Source organism: Sphingomonas sp. P4_G3, from assembly GCF_056401105.1.
The window spans coordinates 1,062,865-1,087,410 of sequence record NZ_JBFUJZ010000001.1; the positions used below are offsets into that span (position 1 = coordinate 1,062,865).

Below are 24,546 nucleotides of genomic sequence, written 5' to 3' on the forward strand. Positions count from 1 at the left end.
GTTTCCTTCTTGCGCCGGACCGTTTTTCAAAGATAGATTATGGTCATGAACGACCAGACCCCGCTCAAGAAGCCGATCGACAAGAAGGCGCTGCTCGCGAAATATATCGCCGAGCGCGACAAGCGCCTGCGCGACGACGGCAATGCCCAATATCTCAATCTCGAGGGCAATCTGGCGCATTATGCCGCCGATCCGCACACGCCGTTCATCGAGCGCGAGCCGGTCACCGATCACGTAACCTTCGCCTTTGTCGGCGGCGGGTTTGCCGGCCTGGTCACGGGCGCCCGGCTCGCGGAGGCGGGGACCAGCGACTTCCGTATCATCGAAAAAGGCGGAGACTTCGGCGGCACCTGGTATTGGAACCGCTATCCGGGTGCGCAATGCGACACGGCGTCGATGATCTACATCCCGCTGCTCGAAGAAACCGGGCACATGCCGACCGAGAAATACGCGCACGGCCCGGAAATTCTCGAGCAATGCCAGCGGATCGGGCGTCAATATCATCTCTACGACAAGGCGCTGTTCCACACCCAGATCCGCGAGGTCGCCTGGGACGCCGAGCGGTCGCTTTGGGTTATCACCACGGACCGCGACGATCGCTTCACCGCCAAATATGTCGGCATCGGCACCGGCCCGCTCCATGTCGCCAAGCTGCCCGGCATTCCCAGCCTCACCAGCTTCAAGGGCAAGTCGTTCCACACCAGCCGGTGGGATTATGACTATACCGGCGGCGACGCCAAGGGCGCACCGATGACCGGCCTCGCCGACAAGCGCGTCGCGATCATCGGCACCGGCGCGACCTCGGTCCAGGCGGTCCCGCATCTCGCGCGGGCATGCAAGGAGCTCTACGTCATCCAGCGCACGCCGTCCTCGGTCGACGTCCGCGACAACGTGCCGATCGACCCCGACTGGTTCGCGAGCATCGCCACGCCAGGCTGGCAACGCCGCTGGCTGGAGAATTTCACCGCCAACCAGACGCCGGGCAATATGATCGAGGAGGATTGGGTCCAGGACGGCTGGACCGATTTGTCGCGCCGGATCAAGGCGCGCGTGGCGACCCTGCCGCCCGACAAGCGCAGCCTGGCCGACATCATGTCGGTATGGGAGGATTCCGACTTCGAAAAGATGGAGGAAATCCGCGGTCGCGTCGACGCGATTGTCGAGGACAAGGAAACCTCAGCGAAGCTGAAAGCCTGGTACCGCCAGCTCTGCAAGCGCCCCTGCTTCCACGACGCCTATCTTCAGGCGTTCAACACGCCCGGCACGCACCTGATCGATACGGACGGGCAGGGAGTCGAACGGATCGATGGGACCGGCTTCGTCGTCGCCGGCAAGCATTATGAGGTCGATTGCATCATCTATGCCTCCGGCTTCCACGTCGGCACCAATTTACAGAGCTTGCTCGGCTTCGACGTGGTCGGACGCGATGGGGTGAAACTGACCGACAGCTGGGCGCAGGGCATGCGCTCGAAACATGGCATCCATGTTCATGATTACCCCAATATGTTCGTGGTGACGCCGACCCAGGGCGCGAACCTGATCTCCAACGTTCCGCACAATCTGACCGAGTCCGCGCGCGCGATCGCCGCCGTCGTTCGTCACGCGGAAGAGATCGGCGCCAAAGAGGTCGAAGTGACGCAGGAGGCGCAGGACGCCTGGGTCGATCTGTTGCTGACCGGACCGGGACAGACATTGCGCAACGCGCCCGACTGCACGCCCGGTTATTACAATAACGAAGGCAAGGATCCGGGGCCGGCAGCGGCGCTCGCGGTCGGTTATCCGCTCGGCGCTTTCGCTTATTTCCGATATCTCGACGACTGGACGCGGTCGGGCAAGTTTGAGGGCCTGACTTTCAACTGAGCGGCGGCCCGCCGCATCGTCGAACCGGCGACGGGCCATGTCGCGAAAAAAGTCGCTACCCGGCCTCCAGTGGAGGCCGGGTGCGCCCCCTCTAAATCAGCGCGAGGACATCTGGGGGAAACGTACCAGCGCGGCGCGCGCGACATTGCGCGACCAGATCGAATCGCCGGTCTTGGTTTCCATCATCTCGTTGTCGAGCGTCAGCGCACGGCGATAAGCAGCAGCGGCATCCGCAGTGCGGTCCGCGCGCAAATAGGCCTGGGCGAGCTCGATATAGGCACCGCCGTCCTTGGGCGCGATGCGGGTAAGCGCTTCGGCCGAACGAACATCGGAGTCGCGCGCCGTGACGAGCGCCGTGGTCTGGCCGTCATTCGAGGCCGCCGCTGCCGGAACTGCCGCCAGCGGCGACGCGACAAGCAACGAGAGGAGTACCGTCTTGATCATATCTGCATCCTTCCAAAACCACCGCTTGATCGCGATGTTACAGAATCATGACACATTTACGTAGCTTTTGTGAAACAAAAATTTCGCGGCTCGTCGCATCGGACCGAAAGCGGCCAATTCGCGCCGGTGAACTGGCATTCCGGGGGATCAGCCGCTATCGGGCGCCATGAACCAGCACAGCGACTCGATCCTCATCGTAGATTTCGGCAGTCAGGTGACGCAGCTCATCGCGCGCCGCGTGCGAGAGGCGGGGGTCTACTCCGAAATCGCACCCTTCCAGTCGGCAGCGGACGCCTTCACGCGGATGAAGCCACGCGGGATCATCCTATCGGGCAGCCCGGCCAGCGTGCTGGACGACGATAGCCCGCGCGTGCCGCAGTCGATCCTCGACAGCGGATTGCCGATCATGGGCATCTGTTACGGCCAGCAGGTGATGATGCATCAGCTGGGCGGCACCGTGGAACTGGGCGACAGCGGCGAGTTCGGCCGCGCCTTTATCGAGATCGACGACGGCTGCGAGCTGTTCGACGGCCTTTGGACCGAAGGCGAGACGCACCAGGTGTGGATGAGCCATGGCGACAAGGTCACTGCGCTCGCTCCCGGCTTCCGCCCGGTTGCGGCCAGCGCCGGCGCGCCGTTCGCCGTGATCGCCGACGACAAACGTCGTTATTACGCGATGCAGTTTCACCCGGAGGTCGTCCACACGCCCGATGGCGCGAAGCTGATCGCCAATTTCGCGCGCCATGTCTGTGGGCTGAGCGGCGACTGGACGATGGCCGAATTCCGCGCCGCCAAGATCGCCGAGATCCGCGCCCAAGTCGGCGACAAGCGGGTGATCTGTGGCCTGTCGGGCGGGGTCGACAGCGCGGTCGCCGCGGTGCTGATCCATGAAGCGATCGGTCACCAGCTGACCTGCGTGTTCGTCGACCACGGCCTGATGCGCTCGGGCGAGGCCGATCAGGTCGTCAGCCTGTTCCGCGGCCACTACAATATCCCGCTCGTCCATGTGAACGCCGAGACGTTGTTCCTGAGCGGGCTGGCGGGCGTCACCGATCCCGAGGCGAAGCGCAAGTTCATCGGCAAGACGTTCATCGACGTGTTCGAGGACGAAGCGAAAAAGGTCGGCGGCGCGGATTTCCTCGCGCAAGGCACGCTCTATCCCGACGTGATCGAAAGCGTATCGTTCACCGGCGGCCCCTCGGTGACGATCAAGAGCCATCACAATGTCGGCGGTCTGCCCGAGCGCATGAACATGAAGCTGGTCGAGCCGCTACGCGAATTGTTCAAGGACGAGGTGCGCGCGCTCGGCCGCGAACTCGGTTTGCCCGAGATTTTCGTCGGCCGCCATCCGTTCCCCGGACCCGGCCTCGCCATCCGCATCCCCGGTGAAGTAAGCAAGGAACGCTGCGACATCCTGCGCAAGGCCGATGCGATCTACCTCGAGGAAATCCGCAACGCCGGCCTCTACGATGCGATCTGGCAGGCGTTCGCGGTGCTGCTCCCGGTGCGCTCGGTCGGCGTGATGGGCGACGGCCGCACCTATGACAACGTGCTGGCGTTGCGTGCGGTGACCTCGGTCGACGGCATGACGGCCGACGCCTATCACTTCACCGGCGAATTCCTGTCGCGCGTCGCGACCCGGATCATCAACGAAGTCAGAGGCATCAACCGCGTCACCTACGATTATACCTCAAAGCCACCTGGGACGATCGAATGGGAGTGAGTTGCCCATTCTGGCCTTGTCAAAACTACGCGGATTACGTCGCGGCTTCGTCCAACAGCCAGTCACGAAAGATCCGCGTGGCCGCTCGGCTCTTGCGGGACAATAACCGCGTGAGCCAATAACGACCGGCATCGACCTCGACAGCGAAAGGCTGGACGAGACGGCCTGCAGCTATCTCTCGGGCGAACATGGTCCTCGGCGCAAGGGCGATGCCCAGACCGGTCATTGCCGCGCCAACCATGAGCGCGGAACTATCGAACAAAGGACCGCGCAACGTCGGGGGCGTCGCGCCTGCAGCCTCGAACCATCGGGTCCATTCGCTGGCGCGATAGGATCGCAACAGTCGTTCGCGGGTAAGGTCGGCGGGTACCTGCAATCGCTGCGCCATGGCAGGCGAGCATAATGGGGTCAGCGGCGCCTCCAGCAGCGGCTCGGCATGCGTTCCATGCCAGGCGCCGTCCCCGAACCGGATCGCAAAATCGAGCGCTTCGCCGGCAAGATCGACCCGATTGTTGTTGATCGACACGCGGAGTTCGATGTGCGGATGCGCCGCCGCAAAGCCGTCCAGCCTTTCGAGCAGCCAACCCGTCGCGAAAGTGCCGACGACGCCGATGCTCAGCGCGTCCCGGAACCCACCATCGGCATAGCGATCGAGCGTCGCTCCGATCCGATCGAACGTCTCTGCCAGCACCGGCACCAAAGCGTGGCCGTCGTCGGTCAACGCCAATCCGCGCGGCAGCCGATCGAACAGGCGCGTCCCAAGTCGACGTTCGAGCTGCGCGACCTGATGGCTGACCGCCCCTTGGCTGACGCACAATTCTATCGCGGCGCGCGTAAAATTGAGATGGCGCGCTGCCGCCTCGAACGCGCGCAGGGCATTGAGCGGAAGTCGGGCGCGATCCATGCCTGATCATGAATTCAGCTCATGGCTCTGTCCAGAGAAGATGCTTTGTCGTTCGTCCCGCCCGGCGGCATCACGGCGGCGAAGGAGAACAGGACATGCTCGTCAAACTCGCCGCCATCGTTGCCCTTGCTCTCGTGGGATCCGCCGCCGCGGCCGATCGCGACGATCCGCTGACTCGACCGATCGCCCCGGAACGGGCCGCGGAATGGTTGGCTCCGCGTCCCCCCATCCGCATGTTCGGCAATAGCTATCTTGTGGGCTTTGGCGGGCTCAGCGTCGCATTGATCGATACTGGCGATGGCCTGATCCTCATCGATGGCGCGTTGCCACAGGCCGAGCCGACGATCCTCGCCAATGTCGCGACGCTCGGCTTCCGTCCTGGCGACATCAAATACATCCTCAGCACCGAGCCGCACTTCGATCACGCCGGCGGTATCGCGGCGCTGGCTCGCGATACCGGCGCAACGGTCGTCGCGAGCCCGCGCGGAGCAGAAGGTCTGCGATCCGGGCGCCTTGCCGACGACGATCCACAGCGCGGCTATGACGGCCGCTTTCCGGCGGTACCCTCGGTACGGATCATTCGCGATGGCGAAACGCTGCGGCTCGGCAACACAGTCGTTACCGCGCGCGCCACGCCCGGCCATACGATGGGCAGCATGAGCTGGACCTGGCGGTCGTGCCAGGCGCGGCAGTGCAAGTCGGTCGTTTTCGCCTCGAGCCTCAATCCGGTTTCGGCCGACGGCTACCGCTTCACCTCGCCTTCCAGCCGTCCCCTGGTCGCCGGCTTTCACCGCAGTTATGCCGCGATGGCGGCGATGCGTTGCGATATTCTGATCACGGCGCATGCCGACCAATATGGCGCCAAGGAAAGATTTCAAACCGCGCCGGGAGCTTGCCGCGCCTATGCCCGCGCCGCCGAGCGCGCGCTCGGTGCCCGAATGCACAAGGAACGGGCGATGTGACCGAGGCGCGGCCGGCGCCAATCGCCAAAAGGCCGATGGCGCTTGCTGGATCGCCAGCCCGAAAGCGAACTCCACTTCGGCTAGGAATGCTAAACGTCATGGTCTCAGATCCCTATCGATCGTCTCTGTAGTTCCTTTGCCTGGGGTGGAAATTCATCCAGCCAATTCGAAAGCGGCGGTTTGCTGGCGGTTCCGGAGAAGGTATAGTCGATTCAGGCGGCGGTGATCGTCTCGCATCGCTCTCCTGCCGGACCACGGACGCCGGCCGAGAAGGAGTAACCGACATGATGAACAGGCGAACCTTCTCTGCCAGCTTAGCCGCCGGCGCCGCCGTCTCGCTGGTTGCCGCCCGCGGCATGGCCGCGATTCCGGTCCCGACGAAGGCGCGCAATGTCGTCCTCGTCCATGGGCTGTTCGCCGACGGCTCATGCTGGTCCGAGGTGATCGCGCGCCTGCAGGCGGCTGGGCTCAACGCCACGTCCGTGCAGAATCCCCTGACGACGCTGCCAGAAGCCGTCGCATCGGCACAGCGCGTGCTGGACCGGCAGGACGGCCCGACCGTGCTCGTCGGGCATTCATTCTCCGGAATGATCGTCACGGAAGCCGGCGTTCATCCCAACGTCTCGGCGCTTGTCTATGTGGCGGCGCGGGCGCCGGATGCCGGTGAGGACTATACCGCGTTGGCGAAGACTTATCCGACGCCGCCGGCGTCCGCGGGGATCGTCTATGACGGCGATGAGGGGCGTCTCAGCGAAACGGCGTTCCTGCGCGATTTCGCGGGCGATCTGCCGAAGGAAAAGGCGAGGGTGCTCTATGCTGTCCAGCAGCCGTTCCAAAAGACCCTGCTGACGGGAAAGACCGCGCACGCGGCCTGGCGGTCGAAACCGAGCTTCTATGCCGTTTCGACGCAAGACCGGACGATCAACCCCGATCTCGAACGCTTCATGGCCAAGCGCATGGGCGCCAAGACCATCGAAGTGAAAGCAAGTCACCTCTCGTTGATTTCTCATCCGGGCGAGATCGCCCGGCTCATCCTGGAAGCCGCCGGACAACGCGGATAACCGGGCGCGAGAGACATCTGCTGACCGAGGCGATGAGCGCGGCCTTCGCCTTCTCTCGATCGGCGGAGCCGACCGGCAGGGTCACTCGAACGTCAGCGGGTCGGGTCCCATCCGTCCTTCAGGGTCGTCGAGCGTCGCGATCTTCGCCATGTCATCAGCGTCAAGCGTGAAGGTCAGGATGTCGTGATTCTCGCGCATGCGCTCCTCGTTGACGGTCTTGGGTATGACGATCAGGTCGTTCTGCACATGCCAGCGCAGGATAATCTGTGCGACGGTACGGTCGTGCTTCTCCGCCAGCGCCGCGAGCACGGCATTGCCGAGTAGTTCGCCCTGTCCCAATGGGCTCCAGGATTGAACGGCGACCTTTCGTTTCGCATTCTCCGCGCGTGCCGACACCTGCTGAAAGGCTGGGTGGCATTCGATCTGATTGACGACGGGCACGACGCCGGTCGTTTCGATCAGCCGATCGATCTGGTCAGGCATGAAGTTCGAGACGCCGATGGCGCGCGCGCGGCCTTCCTCGCGAAGCTGAATCAGCGTCTCCCACGATTCGACGTAGCGATCGCGCACGGGCACCGGCCAGTGGATCAGATAAAGGTCGACATAATCCAGCTTCAGCAGATCGAGGCTGGTGTTGAACGCGGCTCGCGCGGATTCCCTGCCCTGGTCGGTGTTCCACAATTTGGTCGTGATATAGACGTCCTCGCGCGGCACGCCGCTAGCCCGCAAGCCCTCGCCAACGCCAGCCTCGTTGCGATAGATCATCGCGGTATCGATGTGGCGGTATCCGATGCCGAGCGCCGTTTCGACCATCTTTGCCGTACGGTCGGCCGCTGCTTGATAGGTGCCGAGGCCGATCTGGGGAATTTTGCTGCCGTCATTCAGGGTGATGAAGGGCTGAGGCATGTCCGACTCCGATAGGGTGCCGGCGATATAGAAGCGCCTCGTCGAATCGTATAGTATGATTAATTACAGGGGGAAGTTTGCACTGTGTCAGCGAACGGCGCGGGCGAAGGCCTTCTCCGCCAGCGGCTCCATGATCGCATAACCGGCGGCGGTCGGGTGGATGCCATCGGCCGAATTGGCCGACGATAGTCCGTATGTGCCGTCGTCGAGCGCCGCATTATAATCGACGAAGCTGAAGCCCTCGCGTGCCGCATAGGCCCGAAGCCATGCGTTGAGCGACGCGATGTCCGCTGCCGGATCGTGCCCCGGCCGGCCGCCGAGCGTGTGTGCGGGAAGGACTGCGCCCAGCACAACCTTGATTTTGTGCACACGCGCAAGCTCGGCCATCGAAGCGAGATTGCCTTCGATCTCGGACAGGCTGGTCGGACCGGTCGCGCCGGCGAGATCATTGATCCCGGCCAGGATATGCACGACGGCGGGATGGAGCTCGATCACGTCGGCGCGAAACCGGCCGATCATCTGCCGCGTGGTTTGTCCTCCGATGCCACGGTCCACCCGATCACCGGCAAAGAAGCCGGGGCGCAGCGTAATCCACCGCTCGGTGATCGAATCGCCGAAAAAGACGATGCGGCGCTTAGTCGCGGGCGGCAGGGCGGCGTTGGCGGCCCGGTATCGGCAGACATTAGGAAAATCGACCGCCAACAGCTTCTGCTGCCAGGCGGCATAAGCGGCACCCACCTCGGGAGCGGGTGGAGTCGGTTTGCGTCCCGCAGCGCGGGCGGCGTCGGCGGCAGCCTGATAGGCCATCACTTCCGGGGGCATCGCCGGATCCGCGGCGCAAACATCCGGCTCGTCGCGCGAATGAGCCGCGACTGGCGCGAGAGGCAAGACGATCAGCGAGGCGAGGGTGCGGATGCGCATGGCGGTTCTACCTAGACTGCGGACGTCGCTATGCATCGATTCCGGCGGCACGTGTGCTCCCGCTTGGCCTTCAAGATCGGCGCCCAACTGATACGTGGTTGCTAGCAGGCCGGCCGGCCGATAGGAATATGTATGAGTATTTATTTGGGCATGGAGTGGGCATGAAGAAGTTGCGGATCGGACTGGTTGGCCTCGGCAAGATCGCGCGGGATCAGCATCTGCCGGCGCTCGCCGCGAACGCGGACTACGATCTTGTCGCGATGGCCAGCCGCAACGCGACACTCGATGGCGTTGCCAACTTCCCGACGATCGACGCGATGCTCGGCGGCGATGTCGCACTGGATGCCGTATCGCTTTGCACGCCGCCTCGTGGCCGCTTCGATCAGGCGCGCATGGCGATCGAGGCGGGGCTGCATGTCATGATGGAGAAGCCGCCGGCGGCGACGGTATCCGAAGCGGTCGCGCTGGCCGAACTGGCGCAGGCAAAAGGCGTGGTGCTGTTCGCCACATGGCATTCGCGTGAAGCGGCGGGGGTCGAACCGGCGCGCGCCTGGCTCGCCGGGCGACGGATCGATGCGGTCCGAATCGCGTGGCGCGAGGATATCCGCCGCTGGCATCCGGGGCAGGATTGGATATTGGAGGCGGGTGGGTTCGGCGTGTTCGATCCCGGGATCAATGCCCTGTCGATCGCGACCAGGATCCTGCCCGAGCCCTGGCGCGTGGACACCGCGACGATCAGCGTTCCTGCCGGCCGACAGGGGCCACTCAAGGCGACGCTCGGGATGTTGACCGGCGCCGTACCGGTGTCGGCCGAATTCGATTTCCTGCAGACCGGCCCACAGACCTGGGACATCGAAGTCGATACCGATGCCGGCACGATGGTGTTGTCGATGGGCGGCTCGATCCTGCGCCTTCCCGGAGAGCCGCCGCGCGAAGCTGCGGACACCGAATATCCCGGTCTCTATCGGCGCTTCGCGGAGCTGGTCGCGACCGGGAAAAGCGATGTCGACTTGCGGCCGCTTCAGCTCGTGGCGGACGCGTTCCTGATCGCGGAACGTACGACCGGCGATGCGTTCGAGTGGTGATCGTCTGCGGACAACCGGGAAAAGCGGGGGAGTGAGGCCATGATGTTGCGTGCTGCGCTGGTGTTCGCGATCGCCCTCCAGGCCACAAGTCCGGCGCCGGTCGCGCCACCGCGCGATCCGCGCAATTGGCCGACGCCGGTTATGGACACCGTCCCACCGCCGATCCCGGCAATGCGCAAGGGCGCGGTGCTGGTGCTTTCGAAGACCAACGGCTTCCGCGATCCCGATCAGATCGCCGCCGCGAAGACGGTGCTCGTCGGGCTCGTCCGCAAACAGCATCGCGACGTGTTCGAGACCGAGAATGCTGCCGTGATGAACCCGCGCGACCTCGCGCGTTTCGCGGTGGTCGTGCTCAGCAGCACCAGCGGGACGATCTTCGACGACAATCAGCGTGCGGCGTTCAAGACATGGGTCGAAAAGGGCGGCGGTGTGGTGCTGCTCCACGGCGCTGGCGGCGACCCGCAATATGACTGGAGCTGGTACCCGACCACGTTGATCGGTGCGCAGTTCATCGGTCATACCGGCCGGCCCAAGCAGTTCCAGCAGGGGACGATCGACGTGATCGACCGCAGCAACCCGGCGACGCGCGACCTGCCGGCGAAATGGGTGCGGACCGAGGAATGGTATTCGTTCGATCGGGTGCCGACCGGCAACGATACCCACATCCTCGCGACGCTCGACGAGAGCAGCTACGATCCGTTTCCCGAGCGCGTGCGGATGGGCAAGCTCCATCCGCTGATCTGGACGCGCTGCGTCGGTCGCGGGCGGGTGTTCTTCTCGGCACTCGGCCACAAGGCGGAGACCTATTCGGAACCGCTCCACCAGAAGATGATCAGCGGCGCAATCCGCTGGGCCGCGCGCGCGGAAGGGGTAGGCTGCTGATTCTGCCCGGCCGTCACGCCGGGTTGGTCACCTTGCAGCCCCACAGCGCGTAATACAGCACATACATCTCGCACAAAGCCGTGACGATGAAGGCGAGCTGGATGCCGAAATTGTCGGCGACGCTGCCCTGGATGAAGACCAACGCACCGCCGGCGATCGACATGATCAGCAATCCCGATCCTTCCTCGGTCAGCGGTCCCAGGCCGCGGATCGCAAGCGCGAAGATCGTCGGGAACATGATCGAGTGGAACAGGCCGACGGCGATCAGCGCATACATCGCCGTCGGGCCAGGCACGAAGGTAGCGATGAGCGCCGACACCAGCGCCCCGATGGCGAACAATGCGAGCACCTTCTCCGGCGCGAAATAGCGCATGATCCACGCACCGGCGAAGCGGCCGACCATCATCCCGCCCCATACGAAGGTCAGGTAGAAGGCGGCCTGCTCATGGGTGATGTTGGCGATATGGGGCTGCGACGCGAAGTTGATGAACAGGTTGCCGACGCCGATCTCCGCCAGCACGTAGAGAAAGATCGCGCCGCAGCCGAGAATCAGGTTGCGGTGCTTCCACAGCGACAGATGCTTGCGCTCCTCGGCATTGGCACGCTGCGTCGCCGCGCCCAGCGCGGGCAGCTTGGCGCGGGCGATGACGACGGTCAGCACCGCGAGCACGATCGCGACGATCAGATACGGCAATTCGGTCGCCTGCGCGTCGGCCATGCGTTGCGCGTGGCTCAGCTGGACGCCCTCGGCCGAGGTCCCGGCAGTGGTGCGGGCGAGGATCAGATACCGGCCGAACACGATCGCCAGCACGTCGCCGGTGGTGTTGAACGCCTGGACCAGGGTGAGCCGCGACTCCGCGGTCTGGGGCGAGCCGATCACCGCGACATAAGGATTGGCGGCGACCTGGAGCAATGCGATTCCGCACGACACGATGAATAGGGAGGCGAGCGTGACACCATAGGAAGGCAGACTGGCCGCCAGGATCATCCCCAGCGACCCCACCGTCATCACCGCGAGCCCGATCGTCAGCGCCTTTTGATAGCCGATCCGCTCGATCAGCTTGGCCGCCGGAATCGAAGCGACGAGATAGCCTACGAACCAGGTCGATTCGATCAGGGTGGTCTGCAGGTAGTTGAGCTCGAACACGCTCTTCAGGTGCGGCAGCAACGTATTGTTGATGACCGTGATGAACCCCCACATAAAGAAGAGGCTGGCGAGCAAGGCGAGCGCCGGCCCGTACCTGCCGCCGCTCGGCATTTCGACCTGCTGACGCGGGGTAGTTGCCGCGGGACCTGCCATCTTCCTCTTCCTTTGTACGACCGCAAAGCTTGTGCCTTGGCTAATTGTCTGATTATATATCGCTCGTGCCGCGGTCAATCCGGTCGGTATCGAAAGGAGGGGCGGCATGCATAATGTATTGATATTCATGAAATTCGCGCCCGCCTCGCGCCTCGTCCAATTTCCCCTGGAGCCCTGAATGCCCTCCGACAACAAGCCCAAGCTCCGCAGCCGCGCCTGGTTCGACAATCCCGACAATGTCGACATGACCGCGCTGTATCTCGAGCGGTACCTGAATTTCGGCCTCAGTCTCGAGGAGTTGCAATCGGGCAAGCCGATCATCGGCATTGCCCAGACCGGATCCGACCTCAGTCCCTGCAACCGCCATCATCTCGTGCTCGCCGCGCGCGTGCGCGAAGGGATACGCGAGGCGGGCGGCATCGCGCTCGAATTCCCGGTCCACCCGATCCAGGAAACCGGCAAGCGCCCCACCGCCGGGCTCGACCGCAACCTGTCCTATCTCAGTCTGGTCGAGACGCTCTACGGCTATCCGATCGACGGCGTCGTACTGACGATCGGCTGCGACAAGACGACGCCCGCCTGTCTGATGGCGGCGGCGACGGTGAACATCCCGGCGATCGCCTTGTCGGTCGGGCCGATGCTCAACGGCTGGCACAAGGGCGAGCGGACCGGCTCGGGCACGATCGTCTGGAAAGCGCGGCAGCTGCTCGCGGCAGGCGAGATCGACGATGCCGAGTTCATCCGCCTCGTCGCTTCGTCGGCCCCCTCGACCGGTTATTGCAACACGATGGGCACCGCGACGACGATGAACTCGCTGGCCGAGGCGCTCGGCATGTCGCTGCCCGGATCGGCGGCGATCCCGGCCCCGTATCGCGATCGCCAGGAAGTCGCCTATCGCACCGGCAAGCGCGTCGTCGAGATGGTCGCGGAGGATCTCAAACCGTCGGATATCCTTACCAAGGAGGCGTTCCTCAACGCCATCGCGGTCAATTCGGCGATCGGCGGATCGACCAACGCGCCGATTCACCTGACCGCGATCGCGCGCCATATCGGCGTCGAAGTGCCGCTAAAAACCTGGCAGGACCATGGCCACGCCATCCCGTTGCTGGTTAATCTCCAGCCTGCCGGCGAATATCTGGGCGAGGATTATTACCGTGCGGGCGGCGTTCCCGCGGTGGTCGCGCAATTGATCCAGCACGGCTTGATCGCGGAGGAGGCGATGACCGCCAACGGCCGCACGATGGGCGACAATTGCCGCGATGCCGCGATCGAAGACGAGAAGGTCATTCGCCGGTTCGACGATCCGCTGATGCAAGACGCCGGCTTCGTCGTCCTGTCGGGCAATCTGTTCGACAGCGCGATCATGAAGACCAGCGTGATCTCGCCCGAATTCCGCGAGCGCTATCTCTCGAACCCCGACGATCCCGAAGCATTCGAGGGGCCGGTCGTGGTGTTCGACGGGCCGGAGGATTATCATGCGCGGATCGACGATCCCGCCTCCAACATCACCTCCGGAACCCTGCTGGTGATGCGTGGCGCCGGGCCGATCGGCTATCCGGGCGCGGCCGAGGTGGTGAACATGCGGCCGCCTGCGCACCTGATCCTCGACGGAGTCCATGCCTTGCCGTGCATCGGCGATGGCCGCCAATCCGGCACGAGCGGCAGTCCTTCGATCCTCAATGCCTCGCCCGAGGCCGCGGCGGGCGGTGCGCTGGCGCTGCTCCGGACCGGCGATCGCGTGCGCATCGACCTCAGGCGCGGCACTGCCGACGTGCTGATCGACGACGCCGAGCTCGCCGAGCGGCGGCGCGCATTGGAGGCGGCGGGGGGCTATCGCTATCCCGCGTCGCAGACCCCGTGGCAGGAGATCCAGCGCGCGGTGGTGGGCCAGCTCGGCAGCGGCGCCATCCTCGAAGGGGCGGAGGCCTATCAGCGCATCGCCCAGACCAAGGGCCTGCCGCGCGACAATCACTGACGCTCCAATTTCCCCTCCCTCTAAGGGAGGGGATTAAGGGGTGGGTGAGTATCGGGCGAGGCTCGATGCCTCGTCCGATACTGTTTTGCCGATAGGTTATTGAGTCTTTTGGGCGCGCAGACGCGCGCACCCACCCCCGACCCCTCCCTTGCAGGGAGGGGAGCTTTGTCACTCCCCCCCAGGCAATTCCATATCTGTCAGCGCTAGTCGCAGCAGGTCGGTCATCGCGCGCCGCGCGCCATCTTTATCCTTCGCTTCGATCGCCGCATGGACACGGCGATGATCGGGGAGCGGGTCACGCGGCAGACTGCGGCGGCGTTGCTTGAACTTGGTGGTCCAGCTCACCGCCGCGCCGACCGTGCTGGCCAGCGCGGTCAGCGGCTCGTTGCGCGCGGCGGCCAGGATGGCGCGGTGGAAACGCTGGTCGGCGGCGCGCCCGCGTTCGTCGGCCAGGCCGAACGCCTGCATGCCGTTGAGCGCTTCCGCCATTTCGGCCAAGTCGTGGTCACTGCGCCGTTGCGCTGCGAAGGCGGCGGCGGCGGGCTCGATTACCTCGCGCAGCTCGAACAGGTCGACAATGAACTGGGGGTCGGGCTCGCCCTCGAACGTCCAGGCCAGGATATCCGGATCGAGCAGGTTCCAGCGGTTGCGTGACGTGATTCGCGTCCCTGCCTTGGGCCGGCTTTCGACCAGTCCCTTGGCGGCCAGGATACGGATCGCCTCGCGATAAGCGGTCCGCGAGATGCCGAGATCCTCGCTCGCCTCGATCTCGCCGTCCAATATGTCACCGGGCTTGCGGATGCCGCCGACGATTTCGATGCCGAGCTTGCGCGCGATCGTACCATGGATGCGTGGCGCGGGAGGGGGGCGGTCGTCATCCATCGACCGTGCCAGCCTATGCGGTCGCGATCCCGGTGACAATGCTCACAAGCTGCGCACCGCCACCGGAATTGGGTCCTCCTGCGCGAGCGGGTTGCGCGCCGGCAGCGTAAAGGGCGGTGCTTCGACCTCGAACACGTCGCCCGGCTCGGTCTTCACCCCGTCGCTGAACGACAGCGTCGCGGTGCCGAAGAAGTGGACGTGCAGATCGCCAGGGCGGCGAAAACCGGCATATTTGAAATGATGGTGCTCGAGATTGGCGATGCTGTGCGACATGTTCGCCTCGCCTGAGACGAACGGCTTCTCCCAGATCACTGCGCCGTCGCGCAGGATGCGGCTGGTGCCGCGCACATCTTGGGGCAGTTCGCCGAGCAGCAATTCCGGGCCGAGCGCGGCAGCGCGCAACTTCGAATGCGCGAGCCAGAGGTAATTGCCGCGCTCGGTGACATGGTCCGAGAATTCGTTGCCCAGCGCGAAGCCGATCCTGACCGGTGCGCCGTCCGATGCGATCAGATAGATCCCGGCGATCTCGGGTTCCTCGCCGCCATCGAGTGCGAAATCGGGCATGGCGAGCGGCGCATCGGGCGCGGCCAGGATCGCGCCGTCGCCCTTGTAGAACCATTCGGGCTGAACGCCGATCGCGCCGGTCTCGGGCTTGCCGCCTTCGACACCCATCAGGAACATCTTCATCGAATCGGTCGGTGCCGGATTCTCGATCGCCGCGCGGTGCATCTTGTCGCGCCCCTCGGCCGAGCCGAGATGAGTGAGGCCAGTGCCGCTGACCAGCAGGTGCGCAGGGTCGGCATGGTCGATCGGACAGAGCAGGGTGACGCCCGCAAGATCGACCGCCTCCCCCAGCCGCGCGCCCGCGAGTTCGGCGAGCGACACGCCGGCCGCCATTGCTTCGTTCGCCAGCGCTAGAGTCGTCGTCGCACCGGTCACGCGGCGCGCCCCGTCGTCATCCAAAGCCGCGACGCCGCGCGCACCATCGTCGAATTGGATCAGGGAACGGATCATTTCGGCGACTCCTCACGCTGGCCGTCGATGCGGCGGGCGATCCCCCATTCATTCGCGTCGCCAATCGCGGCGGGGATCAGGCCGGCCGGCAGATTCTGGAAGCAGACCGGACGCAGGAAGCGCTCGATCGCCTTGCTGCCGACCGACGTGGTGCGGCTGTCGCTGGTTGCGGGGAAGGGCCCGCCATGGACCATGGCATGCGCGACCTCGACTCCGGTCGGCCAGCCATTGGCCAGGATGCGGCCGACCCGGCGGGCCAGCAGCGGCAGGATTTCCGCTGCAGCGGATTCGTCGGCCGGATCGATCTGGATCGTCGCGGTCAATTGTCCTTCGAGCCCGGTAACGACTTTCGCCAGCTCGGCAGTGTCGCGGCATCGCACGACGATCGAGGACGCGCCGAACACCTCGTTGCCCAGCGCCGAATCGGCGAGGAACTGCTCGGCGCTCGTCTCGAACAGCGCGCCCACTGCCTGGTTGGCGCCGTCGCCGGCGCAACCTCGCGCGACGGTGCGGACGGCGTCATGTCCGGCGAGTGCGCCGACCCCCTTCTCGAATGCGGCGTGGATGCCCGGGGTGAGCATAGTTGAGGACTTGCTGCCTTCGAGCACCTTGCCCGCGGTCGCGACGAATGCGTCGAGATCGGGACTGTCGAGCCCGATGACCAAGCCCGGATTGGTGCAGAACTGCCCAGCACCCATCGTCAGCGAGGCGACGAACGACTCGGCCAGCGCCGGCCCGCGCGCGGCGAGCGCGGCGGGGAACAGGATGACGGGATTGATGCTCGACATTTCCGCATAGACCGGGATCGGCTCCGCGCGCGTCGCCGCGATTCGCACCAGCGCGAGCCCGCCGCCGCGCGATCCGGTGAAGCCGACCGCCTTGATCCTCGGATCCGCGACCAGCGCTCCACCGAGCGCGTTGGTCTCGCCGGGAAGGTAGGAGAAGACGCCCGCCGGCAGGCCGCTCGACGTCACCGCCGCGGCGATCGCGCGCGCCACCAGTTCGCCGGTGCCGGGATGGGCGGGATGGCCCTTGACCACGACCGGGCAGCCCGCCGCCAAAGCCGAGGCGGTGTCGCCGCCGGCAACCGAAAAGGCGAGCGGGAAGTTCGACGCGCCGAATACGGCAACCGGACCCAGCGGCAGGTTCATCCGCCGAAGATCGGGGCGCGGCAGCGGCTGACGGTCGGGAAGAGCCGGATCGATCGTAGCGTCAAGCCAGTCGCCTTGGCGGACGACGGACGCGAACAAGCGAAGTTGCCCGACGGTCCGCGCGCGCTCGCCTTCGAGCCGGGCGCGAGGCAGGCCGCTCTCCTGCATCGCGCGAACGATCAATTCATCGCCGATGTCGAGGATCGCCTGCGCCGCGGCATCGAGGAACGCGCCGCGCCTTTCGGGTGTGATCGCCGCATAGGCGGGAAAGGCTGTCTCGGCCAGCGCGCAGGCAGCGTCCACCGCGTCGGCTCCGGCAGAGGAGAAATCGGGCCGTAGAGCCTCACCGGTCGCGGGGTCGACCGAAGTGAAGCGGGTATCGGACTGGCGCGCCTCTGCGCCGATCAGGATGGAACCGTCTATCAAGGAATGTCTCCAATAACTCAGACATAATTAGCCCGCTTAGTCCGTCGCTTCAACCCCATCGACGTTCCTCCGAATCTCGCAATTTATCAGCATGATAAATCATGATTTCTTCCCGAGATGGCCGCTCTTTGACCAGGATTGACAAGCATATAATCATACAATATCACGATAATTAGTACTATAAATCAAGCATGGCAGATAAGCCGAAACCGTCTTGGGAGGAGAGGAATGAACTATTCCGGTCAGATTCGTTGCGGAGTCGCGCTCGGCGCGATGATCATCGGCCTCACCGCCGGCGCGGCGCATGCGCAGGACGCGGGCACGCCTGCGCCCCAAGCGGCCGATCCGGCACCGCAGACTGCCGATGGATCGGCCCCGGCGGAGATCGTCGTCACCGGCGTCCGTGCGTCGATCGCCAGTGCGGCAGATCGCAAGCGCACTGCCTCGCAGATCGTCGACTCGATTGTCGCCGAGGATATCGGCAAGCTTCCCGACAACAACGCCACCGAGGCGCTGCAGCGTATTACCGGCGTCCAGGTGTCGCGTGACGTGGGCGAGGGCAGCTCGATCGCCATTCGCGGTCTTCCGCAGGTCGAAACCACGCTCAACGGGCGTGAGACCTTCACCGCCGGCGGCGGCCGCACCTTCAACCTGCAAGATCTCCCGGCCGAACTGATCAGCCGGATCGACGTCTACAAGTCGCCGAGCCCCGACCTGATCGAAGGCGGCCTGGGCGGCTTGGTCGATATCCGGACGCGGCGACCGCTGGACCTCCCCGGTTTCTCGGCGAGCGCGACCCTGCGGAATTTCTATGGCGACCTGATCGGCAAATCGAAGCCGTCCGCTTCGGTCCTGCTTAGCGACCGCTGGCACACGGGCATTGGCGAGATGGGGGCGATGATCAGCGTCTCGTACCAATTGCGACCGTATCGTCAGGACCTCGATTCGACCGGCGCACCGGGATCGCGGCTGAACGTCATTGCCGGGCAGCAGGTGTTTGCGCCGAACGGCAACAACCAGGTGCTGATTACCGGCGAACGCGAACGTATCGGCGCCAATGCGGCTTTCCAGTGGCGGCCGGCGCCCAATCTCGAATTCCTGATCGAGGGCCAATATCAACGCTTCAAGGCGACGCAGCAGCAATATAACGCGCTATTCCAGAGCGCCGGTACCGCAGTCGTGCCGGGCAGCGCCACGACCTTTCCGGGCACGCAGGACATTTCCCAAGTCACCTATGCCAATCAGTCGCTGACTGCCGGCAGCACCGAGCGCGACTTCGCGGACGAGAACAGGTCCATCTCGCTCAATGGCAAATGGACCAGCGGGCAATTCACGCTGACCGCGGACGGCACCTATACCAAGTCGACCAACGATCTCTGGTATACCGAGCTCGACTTGATCACCACGGTGCCCACCATCACGCAGCAATTGGGGACCAATCCACCGTCGTCATCGACGGGAGCGTACGACCTCTCCGACCTCAGCAAGTACAAGGTCGGCAACCTGACGCGGAACGAGAATCACTATTCCGGGCATGAGGCGGCCGCGCAACTGGATGGCGAATACAAGGTCGATAGCTGGCTGAGTTCGATCAAGTTCGGGGTCCGGTATTCGGACCGCACGATCGCGCAGAACAACCCGCTTCGTTATACCGGCAAGACGCCGAACACGAACCCGGCAGCGTATCCGGGGCTGTTCCAGGCCAATGGCTATGGCGACTTCTACGACAAGACCGCTGCCGGCCTCGATTTCCAGCGCAACTATCCCTACGCCGTGGTCGGCCAGCTTGCGAACAACTTCCAGGGTGTCCTGAGCCAGCTCGGTCTGACGGGCGCGCTTGCTCCATCGGTCACATCGGTCAATTCGCAACTTGCCGCGTTCAATGCCGACGAGTCCGTCTGGGCCGGTTATGCGATGGCGAGCCTCAAATTCGGTCCGGTCGATGGCAATATCGGCGTCCGATATGTCCGGACCAAGGACACGATCGTCGGCAATCAGCTGAAAACGACCACGCTTCCGGGTGGCGGACTGACCCCGGTCGTGCCCAATGTCGTCGAGCCGGTCTCGGTCCACAACAGCTATGACGATTGGCTGCCCAGCGCGAACTTCCGCATCCACCTGACGGACAAGCTCCAGCTCCGTTTGGCCGCATCGAAAACGCTCACCCGTCCCGACTTCAGCCAGCTCTCGCCAGCGCTTACCGTGGTGCCGGGCCAGCTCGCCGCCAGCCAGGGCAATCCCAATTTGAGCCCGATCAAGGCGAACAACGCCGACATCTCGCTCGAATGGTATTTCAACAAGACCGGATCGGTCTACGCCGCCGGCTTCTACAAGGACGTCCAGGGCTTCATCTTCACGCGCCAGACGACGGGTGTGACGATCGGCGGGTTGACGGGCTATACGCTGTCGGCGCCGGAGAATTCCGGCGACGGCAAGGTCAAGGGCTTCGAGGTCGGCTATCAGCAGTTCTTCGATTTCCTGCCGGGCTTCCTGTCGGGCCTGGGGATGCAGGCGAATTTCACTTATGCCGACAGCAAGGCGCCGACGTCGCTGGTAGGCTTTTCGGCACCTCTGACTCAGTTGTCGAAGACGAGCTACAACATCGTCGGCATCTACGAGAAGAACGGCGTATCGCTGCGCGTCGCATACAACTACCGCTCGAAATTCCTGTCGAGCATCCTGGGCGGCGCCTATACGGACGCGGCCGGCGCGCTTCACACCTTCACCTGGCCGGTTTACACCAAGGGCTATGGTTGGCTCGACGCGTCGTTCAACATCGACGTGACCAAGCACTTCACGCTGTCGTTCGATGCGCAGAACCTGCTGCGGACGCAGATCCAGCAATATTATCAGGTCCAGACCCGGCCCGGGCAGTTCACGATCGACGATCGACAGTTCATGATCGGCGTCCGCCTGAAATACTGATCCGACGAGAATACCCCATCCGGCCGGATGCTCTGCTCAAGGGGGAGCGGAAGATCCGGCCGGTACTTCCCCCTGAACCTCCGACTGGGCACGAACCTCTGGTTCGTGCCCTTTTTCTTCGGACGTGTGGCTCAGTCGTCGAGCGAGAATTCGCGGACGATAGCCTCGCTATGCTCGCCGATGCGCGGCGCTGCCGCCGAGGCGCCGGCACGCGCGCCATTCACGCGAATGGGCGCGCGCGTAGTAGTGATCGGCGTGGCTCCGCGCTTGAGGCGTTGGAGCATGTCGAGCCGCGTGAAGGCTTCTTCCGTCAGCAAAGTCGGCCAGTCGCTGACCGGCGCACACCAGATGCCGTCCGGGCGCAGCCGCTCGATCCATGCCTGGGTCGTGCAGCCCGCCAGAAGCACCGCGATGTCCGCCTTGATCGCGTCCCGCTCGAGAAAGGCGTCGCGGCCGGCGAGTGGGAGGTCGAGCGATCGCCCGAGCAGATCGAGCGGAGTCATCGCCAGCGCGAGCCAGCCGTCGCTGGTGCGATAGACGCCGTATGGCGCCGCGAGATAGGCATGAGCGTTGTCGACCGCCGCGCGTTGTGGGAGCCGGCCGCCATCGTTGAGATGGGTGGTCAGCACCTCGAACTGGAGGTCGACCATCGCCTCGAGCAGGCTGGTCTCGACCGTCGCGCCATTACCGCTGATCCCGCGCCGGACCAAAGCGGCCAATATCCCTTCGACCAGGACATGGCCGGCGAGCATGTCGGCGACCGACAGCCCGAACGGCACCGGGCCGTCCGACGTGCTGCCGCTTAGCCACATCGCGCCCGACAAGGCCTGGGCGAGCAGATCCTGGCCGGGCAAAGCGGCCCAGGGACCATCCTCGCCATAGCCGGAGATGCTGCCGACGATCAGTCGCGGATTGCGCGCCCTCAGCGCTGCCGGCCCGAAGCCGAGTCGGTCGGCGACGCCGGGGCGGAAATTCTGGATGACGACATCGGCCCGGTCGATCAGGCGGTGGACGCGCCGCGCGTCGGTCGGGTCCTTGAGGTCGGCGGYGAGGCTCTGCTTGTTGCGGTTGATTGCATGAAAGAGCGTGGAGTCGCCGGCAAGATCGGTGTCGCTGAGATAGAGCGTGCGGCAGATGTCCCCGCCATCGGGCCGCTCGACCTTGATCACACGCGCACCGAGATCGGCGAGGCGCAACGCCGCCGACGGGCCCGACAGGAATTGGGCCATGTCGATGACGAGAAGACCGTCGAGCGGGGCGATCATCGGCTCGCGCGATAGAGCTGGTTGAGCGCCGCGATCGCCTCCGCCGCCGGCTCGCCGCCGCGCAGCGCCGTGTTGATCCGTTCGGAGGCGGCGTGCTGGAACGGCATATAACCGTCATGCCGCGGGCGGACCCAGGCGCGGTCGAGCGTCGCGCGCGTGGCGCGGTAGAAATCGTTGGTCGCGGCGTTGACGCCATCCGCGTCCCACGCATCGGCGTGGCCGGGCTGGCCACCGTGCCGCGCGATCAGGTCGCGTTGCGCTTTGCCGTTGGCGACCCAGGCGGCGAAGCGCGCCGCGGCGGGCGGATTGCGGCCATAGGCCGATACCGCCATGCCGGTGCCGCCGAGCGTCGATCCGGTGGGGCCGTGATCGAGCGCGGGAATGTCGGCGAAGCGCACCGTCTCCGCCCGGAAGCCGTCGATCGCATAGCTGACATAACCGTAAATCAACGGCGCGATCGCAAGCTTGCCGGCAGGATCGGCCATCGCCTCGAGCATGTCGATCGGGTCCATCGCATAGGCCTGCTCGTCGACCTGTCCGGCGAGCGTCGCGAGCAGATCATATGCGCGCGCGGCCTCGGCGGGAAAGAGGTCGTCGCCCGCGCCATCGAGCGTCACGCCGGCGATCCCGCACAAGGTGAACAGACTCATCAGGCTGTGCGGCGGCTTGAGCGGCAGCGAGGCGCGGCCGTCCGCCGCGAGCGCGGCAAGCTCGCGCCAGTCGGTCACCGGCGCCGCGATGCGCGATGGCACCCAGGCCTGGACCTGCGCTGCGGCATCGATCGGCAGCGCCCATTGATGCCCCGCCCAGGTGTAACTCTCATACGATCCGCCGATCGAGCCGGACGCGATCGCCTCGAGCGTCGGGGGATCGATCGCCTCGTCTATGGGCATCAGGCAGCCGCTGGTGGCGACCTGTCCGACATGCGGATGGTCGATCACGATGAGGTCATAGCGCCGCGCGAGCTCCTCGACCGGATAGCTTTCGAAATCCTGGAGCGAGCGTTGGTCCCACTCGATCGTCTCGCCGGTCAGCGCCTTCCATTCGATCGATGCGGCAACCAGCGGATCGTAGCCGCGGGAATGGTTCCAGGTCATGCCGCGCATAGTCGCGCCTTGCTCCATCGATTTGATCGTCGCCCGTTCGGGAAACGGTTGACTCGCCATTCGGCCGCCAATAGCAGTTCGACAAAGATAATATAGTCATACTTTTTAGGAGCTGGTCGAGTGGAAGCGGCGATGCGGGATGGAGGCGGGAATGGATCGCCCGGCGCATTGCCGCTCAACGGCATAACCGTGCTCGATTTCAGCCAGTTCCTCGCCGGCCCATCCTGCGCGCTGCGCCTCGGGGATCTCGGCGCCCGGGTGATCAAGGTCGAGCGGCCCGACGGCGGCGATGCCAGCCGGTCGCTGTTCCTCGCCGACACCGCGTTCGATCAGGACAGCGCACTGTTCCACGCGATAAACCGCGGCAAGCTGAGCTACACCGCGGACCTCAAGCAGGCGGCCGATCTCGCCGCGGTGAAGGCACTGATCGCGCGCGCCGACGTGCTGATCCACAATTTCCGGCCCGGGATCATGGACCGGCTCGGGCTGGGCTGGGACCAGGTGTCCGCGCTCAACCCACGGCTGATCTATGCCGGCGTCAGCGGTTACGGTCCGGACGGGCCCTGGCGCGATCGCCCCGGACAGGACCTGCTCGTCCAGTCGCTGTCGGGCATTGCCTGGCTGTCGGGCGATGCCGGTGGCGCGCCGGTGCCGGCGGGGCTGTCGATCACCGACATGATGGCGGGCGCGCAGCTCTGCCAGGGCATCTTGGCGCTGCTCGTGCGGCGCGGGGTGACGGGCAAGGGCGGGCGCGTCGACGTCAGCCTGATCGAGACCGCGATCGATCTCCAGTTCGAACATCTCTCGGTGCATCTCAACCGCGGCGGCGCGATGCCGGCGCGCAGCGAATTGGCCAATGGCAACGTCTATCTCGCCGCGCCCTATGGCATCTATGCCACCGCCGACGGCTATCTCGCGCTGGCGATGACGCCGGTCGATCGGCTGGGGGAAGTGATCGATCTGCCCGTGCTGGCGGGGTTTCCGGTGGACCGCTGGTTCGCCGACCGCGACGCGATCAAGGCGCTGATCCGCGACCATCTCAGAACGCGCGCCACCGCCAATTGGCTGGCGTTGCTCGAGCCCGCCGGAATCTGGGCGGCGCCGGTGCTCGACTGGCCGGCGCTGATGGCGGAACCCGCCTTCGCCGCGCTCCATGCGACTCAACAGGTGCGCTCGCTCGATGGCGCGGCGCTGACGCTGACCCGCTGCCCGATCCGCGTCGACGGCGCGATCCTCACCTCTCCGCGCGCGGCGCCCCGGCTCGGGGCCGACCGCTTATCCATCGACCGGGAACTTGGCCAATGATCGTCGAGCAATATTTCGAGGACTATGAGATCGGGTCGGAGCGCACGAGCTTCGGCCGCACCATCACCGAGACCGATTTTGTCGTCCATGCCGGCCATACCGGCGACTTCTTCCCGCATCATATGGATGCCGAATGGTGCGCGACCCAGGACATCGGCCAGCGTATCGCTCACGGCACGATGGTCTTTTCGATCGGCATCGGCCTGACCGCGACAACGATCAACCCGCACGCAATGTCCTATGGCTATGATCGGCTGCGCTTCATCCGCCCGGTGCATATCGGCGATACGATCACGACGATCACGCGCATCGCCGACAAGCGCGACCATCCCAAAAGAGCGTTGCACGGCGTCGTTACCGAAGCGGTCGACGTTCGCAACCAGCGCGGCGAGACCGTGCTGGCGTGCGAGCATCTCTATCTCGTGGCGCGCCGTCCGGCCGACTGAACG

General features: G+C 64.9%; 20 protein-coding genes. 10 read left to right on the forward strand and 10 right to left on the reverse strand.

The features are described from left to right. The first annotated feature begins 45 nt into the window (after positions 1 to 45). A complete protein-coding gene (locus AC1DQQ_RS05030) occupies positions 46 to 1,860 on the forward strand; it encodes a flavin-containing monooxygenase (RefSeq protein ID WP_478044421.1) in 1,815 nt (604 codons plus the stop codon). A 96-nt stretch (positions 1,861 to 1,956) separates the two neighbouring features. Here AC1DQQ_RS05030 and AC1DQQ_RS05035 read toward each other — a convergent pair whose 3' ends face one another. Next, positions 1,957 to 2,304 (reverse strand): hypothetical protein, encoded by a 348-nt coding sequence (locus AC1DQQ_RS05035; RefSeq protein ID WP_478028751.1) that lies wholly within the window; start codon positions 2,302 to 2,304, stop codon positions 1,957 to 1,959. Between the two features lie 166 nt (positions 2,305 to 2,470). On the opposite strand from AC1DQQ_RS05035, the gene guaA reads away from it, so the two are divergent. Beyond that, the gene (guaA, locus tag AC1DQQ_RS05040; protein WP_478041966.1) at positions 2,471 to 4,027 is read left to right on the forward strand and encodes a glutamine-hydrolyzing GMP synthase; all 1,557 of its coding nucleotides are present in this window, start codon (positions 2,471 to 2,473) and stop codon (positions 4,025 to 4,027) included. Between the two features lie 34 nt (positions 4,028 to 4,061). Here the strand turns inward: guaA and AC1DQQ_RS05045 are convergent, their stop codons facing one another. Further along, a complete protein-coding gene (locus AC1DQQ_RS05045; protein WP_478044423.1) occupies positions 4,062 to 4,931 on the reverse strand; it encodes a LysR substrate-binding domain-containing protein in 870 nt (289 codons plus the stop codon). Positions 4,932 to 5,026: 95 nt separating this feature from the next. On the opposite strand from AC1DQQ_RS05045, the gene bla reads away from it, so the two are divergent. Together bla and AC1DQQ_RS05055 are read left to right on the forward strand one after the other, a co-directional pair. Then, positions 5,027 to 5,893, forward strand: a complete 867-nt coding sequence (gene bla, locus AC1DQQ_RS05050) for a subclass B3 metallo-beta-lactamase (protein ID WP_478044424.1) — start codon at positions 5,027 to 5,029, stop codon at positions 5,891 to 5,893. A gap of 284 nt (positions 5,894 to 6,177) precedes the next feature. Continuing rightward, positions 6,178 to 6,954, forward strand: coding sequence for an alpha/beta fold hydrolase (locus AC1DQQ_RS05055; RefSeq protein ID WP_478044425.1), 777 nt, complete (start codon positions 6,178 to 6,180; stop codon positions 6,952 to 6,954). An 81-nt stretch (positions 6,955 to 7,035) separates the two neighbouring features. Here the strand turns inward: AC1DQQ_RS05055 and AC1DQQ_RS05060 are convergent, their stop codons facing one another. Together AC1DQQ_RS05060 and AC1DQQ_RS05065 are read right to left on the reverse strand one after the other, a co-directional pair. Next, positions 7,036 to 7,860, reverse strand: a complete 825-nt coding sequence (locus AC1DQQ_RS05060) for an aldo/keto reductase (protein ID WP_478042048.1) — start codon at positions 7,858 to 7,860, stop codon at positions 7,036 to 7,038. Positions 7,861 to 7,947: 87 nt separating this feature from the next. Then, a complete protein-coding gene (locus tag AC1DQQ_RS05065) occupies positions 7,948 to 8,781 on the reverse strand; it encodes a GDSL-type esterase/lipase family protein (RefSeq protein WP_478044426.1) in 834 nt (277 codons plus the stop codon). 161 nt (positions 8,782 to 8,942) lie between these two features. Here AC1DQQ_RS05065 and AC1DQQ_RS05070 point away from each other — a divergent pair, with 161 nt between their 5' ends. Both AC1DQQ_RS05070 and AC1DQQ_RS05075 read left to right on the forward strand, forming a co-directional pair. Continuing rightward, the gene (locus AC1DQQ_RS05070) at positions 8,943 to 9,866 is read left to right on the forward strand and encodes a Gfo/Idh/MocA family protein (RefSeq protein ID WP_478044428.1); all 924 of its coding nucleotides are present in this window, start codon (positions 8,943 to 8,945) and stop codon (positions 9,864 to 9,866) included. 39 nt (positions 9,867 to 9,905) lie between these two features. Beyond that, positions 9,906 to 10,748: a ThuA domain-containing protein gene (locus AC1DQQ_RS05075; RefSeq protein ID WP_478044430.1), complete on the forward strand. Its 843-nt coding sequence runs from the start codon at positions 9,906 to 9,908 to the stop codon at positions 10,746 to 10,748. 13 nt (positions 10,749 to 10,761) lie between these two features. Here the strand turns inward: AC1DQQ_RS05075 and AC1DQQ_RS05080 are convergent, their stop codons facing one another. After that, on the reverse strand, positions 10,762 to 12,048 hold the full coding sequence (locus tag AC1DQQ_RS05080; protein WP_478028760.1) for a sugar MFS transporter: 1,287 nt from the start codon (positions 12,046 to 12,048) through the stop codon (positions 10,762 to 10,764). 178 nt (positions 12,049 to 12,226) lie between these two features. On the opposite strand from AC1DQQ_RS05080, the gene AC1DQQ_RS05085 reads away from it, so the two are divergent. Next, positions 12,227 to 14,023 carry an IlvD/Edd family dehydratase gene (locus AC1DQQ_RS05085; RefSeq protein WP_478044432.1) on the forward strand — a complete coding sequence of 599 codons (1,797 nt, stop codon included), beginning with the start codon at positions 12,227 to 12,229 and terminating at the stop codon, positions 14,021 to 14,023. A 168-nt stretch (positions 14,024 to 14,191) separates the two neighbouring features. Here AC1DQQ_RS05085 and AC1DQQ_RS05090 read toward each other — a convergent pair whose 3' ends face one another. Genes AC1DQQ_RS05090 through AC1DQQ_RS05100 form a run of 3 tightly spaced genes read right to left on the reverse strand, consistent with a single transcriptional unit; the run spans position 14,192 to position 17,496 of the window. Beyond that, entirely contained in the window at positions 14,192 to 14,905 is a 714-nt protein-coding gene (locus AC1DQQ_RS05090) for a FadR/GntR family transcriptional regulator (protein WP_478028762.1), read from the reverse strand. A 42-nt stretch (positions 14,906 to 14,947) separates the two neighbouring features. Then, entirely contained in the window at positions 14,948 to 15,919 is a 972-nt protein-coding gene (gene araD1, locus AC1DQQ_RS05095; protein ID WP_478028763.1) for an AraD1 family protein, read from the reverse strand. Continuing rightward, positions 15,916 to 17,496, reverse strand: a complete 1,581-nt coding sequence (locus AC1DQQ_RS05100) for an aldehyde dehydrogenase (NADP(+)) (RefSeq protein WP_478044434.1) — start codon at positions 17,494 to 17,496, stop codon at positions 15,916 to 15,918. Before AC1DQQ_RS05100 ends, araD1 begins: the two co-directional genes overlap by 4 nt. A gap of 228 nt (positions 17,497 to 17,724) precedes the next feature. On the opposite strand from AC1DQQ_RS05100, the gene AC1DQQ_RS05105 reads away from it, so the two are divergent. Then, entirely contained in the window at positions 17,725 to 20,421 is a 2,697-nt protein-coding gene (locus AC1DQQ_RS05105; RefSeq protein ID WP_478044435.1) for a TonB-dependent receptor, read from the forward strand. A 131-nt stretch (positions 20,422 to 20,552) separates the two neighbouring features. On the opposite strand, the gene AC1DQQ_RS05110 is transcribed toward AC1DQQ_RS05105, so the two are convergent. Then, positions 20,553 to 21,686: a CaiB/BaiF CoA transferase family protein gene (locus tag AC1DQQ_RS05110; protein WP_478044436.1), complete on the reverse strand. Its 1,134-nt coding sequence runs from the start codon at positions 21,684 to 21,686 to the stop codon at positions 20,553 to 20,555. After that, positions 21,683 to 22,852 carry an extracellular solute-binding protein gene (locus AC1DQQ_RS05115; RefSeq protein ID WP_478044438.1) on the reverse strand — a complete coding sequence of 390 codons (1,170 nt, stop codon included), beginning with the start codon at positions 22,850 to 22,852 and terminating at the stop codon, positions 21,683 to 21,685. The genes AC1DQQ_RS05110 and AC1DQQ_RS05115 overlap by 4 nt, the downstream gene beginning before the upstream one ends. 72 nt (positions 22,853 to 22,924) lie before the next feature. Here AC1DQQ_RS05115 and AC1DQQ_RS05120 point away from each other — a divergent pair, with 72 nt between their 5' ends. Beyond that, the gene (locus AC1DQQ_RS05120; RefSeq protein ID WP_478044439.1) at positions 22,925 to 24,097 is read left to right on the forward strand and encodes a CaiB/BaiF CoA transferase family protein; all 1,173 of its coding nucleotides are present in this window, start codon (positions 22,925 to 22,927) and stop codon (positions 24,095 to 24,097) included. Further along, positions 24,094 to 24,543 carry a MaoC family dehydratase gene (locus tag AC1DQQ_RS05125; protein ID WP_478042059.1) on the forward strand — a complete coding sequence of 150 codons (450 nt, stop codon included), beginning with the start codon at positions 24,094 to 24,096 and terminating at the stop codon, positions 24,541 to 24,543. Before AC1DQQ_RS05120 ends, AC1DQQ_RS05125 begins: the two co-directional genes overlap by 4 nt. The last annotated feature ends 3 nt before the right edge of the window (positions 24,544 to 24,546 follow it).

What these genes read in the sequence shown, in the direction of transcription:
- AC1DQQ_RS05035 (WP_478028751.1), bottom strand. Translation starts at nt 2,304, where the DNA reads ATGATCAAGACGGTACTCCTCTCGTTGCTTGTCGCGTCGCCGCTGGCG.
- AC1DQQ_RS05075 (WP_478044430.1), top strand. Translation starts at nt 9,906, where the DNA reads ATGATGTTGCGTGCTGCGCTGGTGTTCGCGATCGCCCTCCAGGCCACA.
- AC1DQQ_RS05105 (WP_478044435.1), top strand. Translation starts at nt 17,725, where the DNA reads ATGAACTATTCCGGTCAGATTCGTTGCGGAGTCGCGCTCGGCGCGATG.
- AC1DQQ_RS05080 (WP_478028760.1), bottom strand. Translation starts at nt 12,048, where the DNA reads ATGGCAGGTCCCGCGGCAACTACCCCGCGTCAGCAGGTCGAAATGCCG.
- AC1DQQ_RS05085 (WP_478044432.1), top strand. Translation starts at nt 12,227, where the DNA reads ATGCCCTCCGACAACAAGCCCAAGCTCCGCAGCCGCGCCTGGTTCGAC.
- AC1DQQ_RS05115 (WP_478044438.1), bottom strand. Translation starts at nt 22,852, where the DNA reads ATGGCGAGTCAACCGTTTCCCGAACGGGCGACGATCAAATCGATGGAG.
- AC1DQQ_RS05065 (WP_478044426.1), bottom strand. Translation starts at nt 8,781, where the DNA reads ATGCGCATCCGCACCCTCGCCTCGCTGATCGTCTTGCCTCTCGCGCCA.
- araD1 (WP_478028763.1), bottom strand. Translation starts at nt 15,919, where the DNA reads ATGATCCGTTCCCTGATCCAATTCGACGATGGTGCGCGCGGCGTCGCG.
- AC1DQQ_RS05120 (WP_478044439.1), top strand. Translation starts at nt 22,925, where the DNA reads ATGCGGGATGGAGGCGGGAATGGATCGCCCGGCGCATTGCCGCTCAAC.
- AC1DQQ_RS05070 (WP_478044428.1), top strand. Translation starts at nt 8,943, where the DNA reads ATGAAGAAGTTGCGGATCGGACTGGTTGGCCTCGGCAAGATCGCGCGG.
- guaA (WP_478041966.1), top strand. Translation starts at nt 2,471, where the DNA reads ATGAACCAGCACAGCGACTCGATCCTCATCGTAGATTTCGGCAGTCAG.
- AC1DQQ_RS05125 (WP_478042059.1), top strand. Translation starts at nt 24,094, where the DNA reads ATGATCGTCGAGCAATATTTCGAGGACTATGAGATCGGGTCGGAGCGC.
- bla (WP_478044424.1), top strand. Translation starts at nt 5,027, where the DNA reads ATGCTCGTCAAACTCGCCGCCATCGTTGCCCTTGCTCTCGTGGGATCC.
- AC1DQQ_RS05060 (WP_478042048.1), bottom strand. Translation starts at nt 7,860, where the DNA reads ATGCCTCAGCCCTTCATCACCCTGAATGACGGCAGCAAAATTCCCCAG.
- AC1DQQ_RS05030 (WP_478044421.1), top strand. Translation starts at nt 46, where the DNA reads ATGAACGACCAGACCCCGCTCAAGAAGCCGATCGACAAGAAGGCGCTG.
- AC1DQQ_RS05055 (WP_478044425.1), top strand. Translation starts at nt 6,178, where the DNA reads ATGATGAACAGGCGAACCTTCTCTGCCAGCTTAGCCGCCGGCGCCGCC.
- AC1DQQ_RS05090 (WP_478028762.1), bottom strand. Translation starts at nt 14,905, where the DNA reads ATGGATGACGACCGCCCCCCTCCCGCGCCACGCATCCATGGTACGATC.
- AC1DQQ_RS05045 (WP_478044423.1), bottom strand. Translation starts at nt 4,931, where the DNA reads ATGGATCGCGCCCGACTTCCGCTCAATGCCCTGCGCGCGTTCGAGGCG.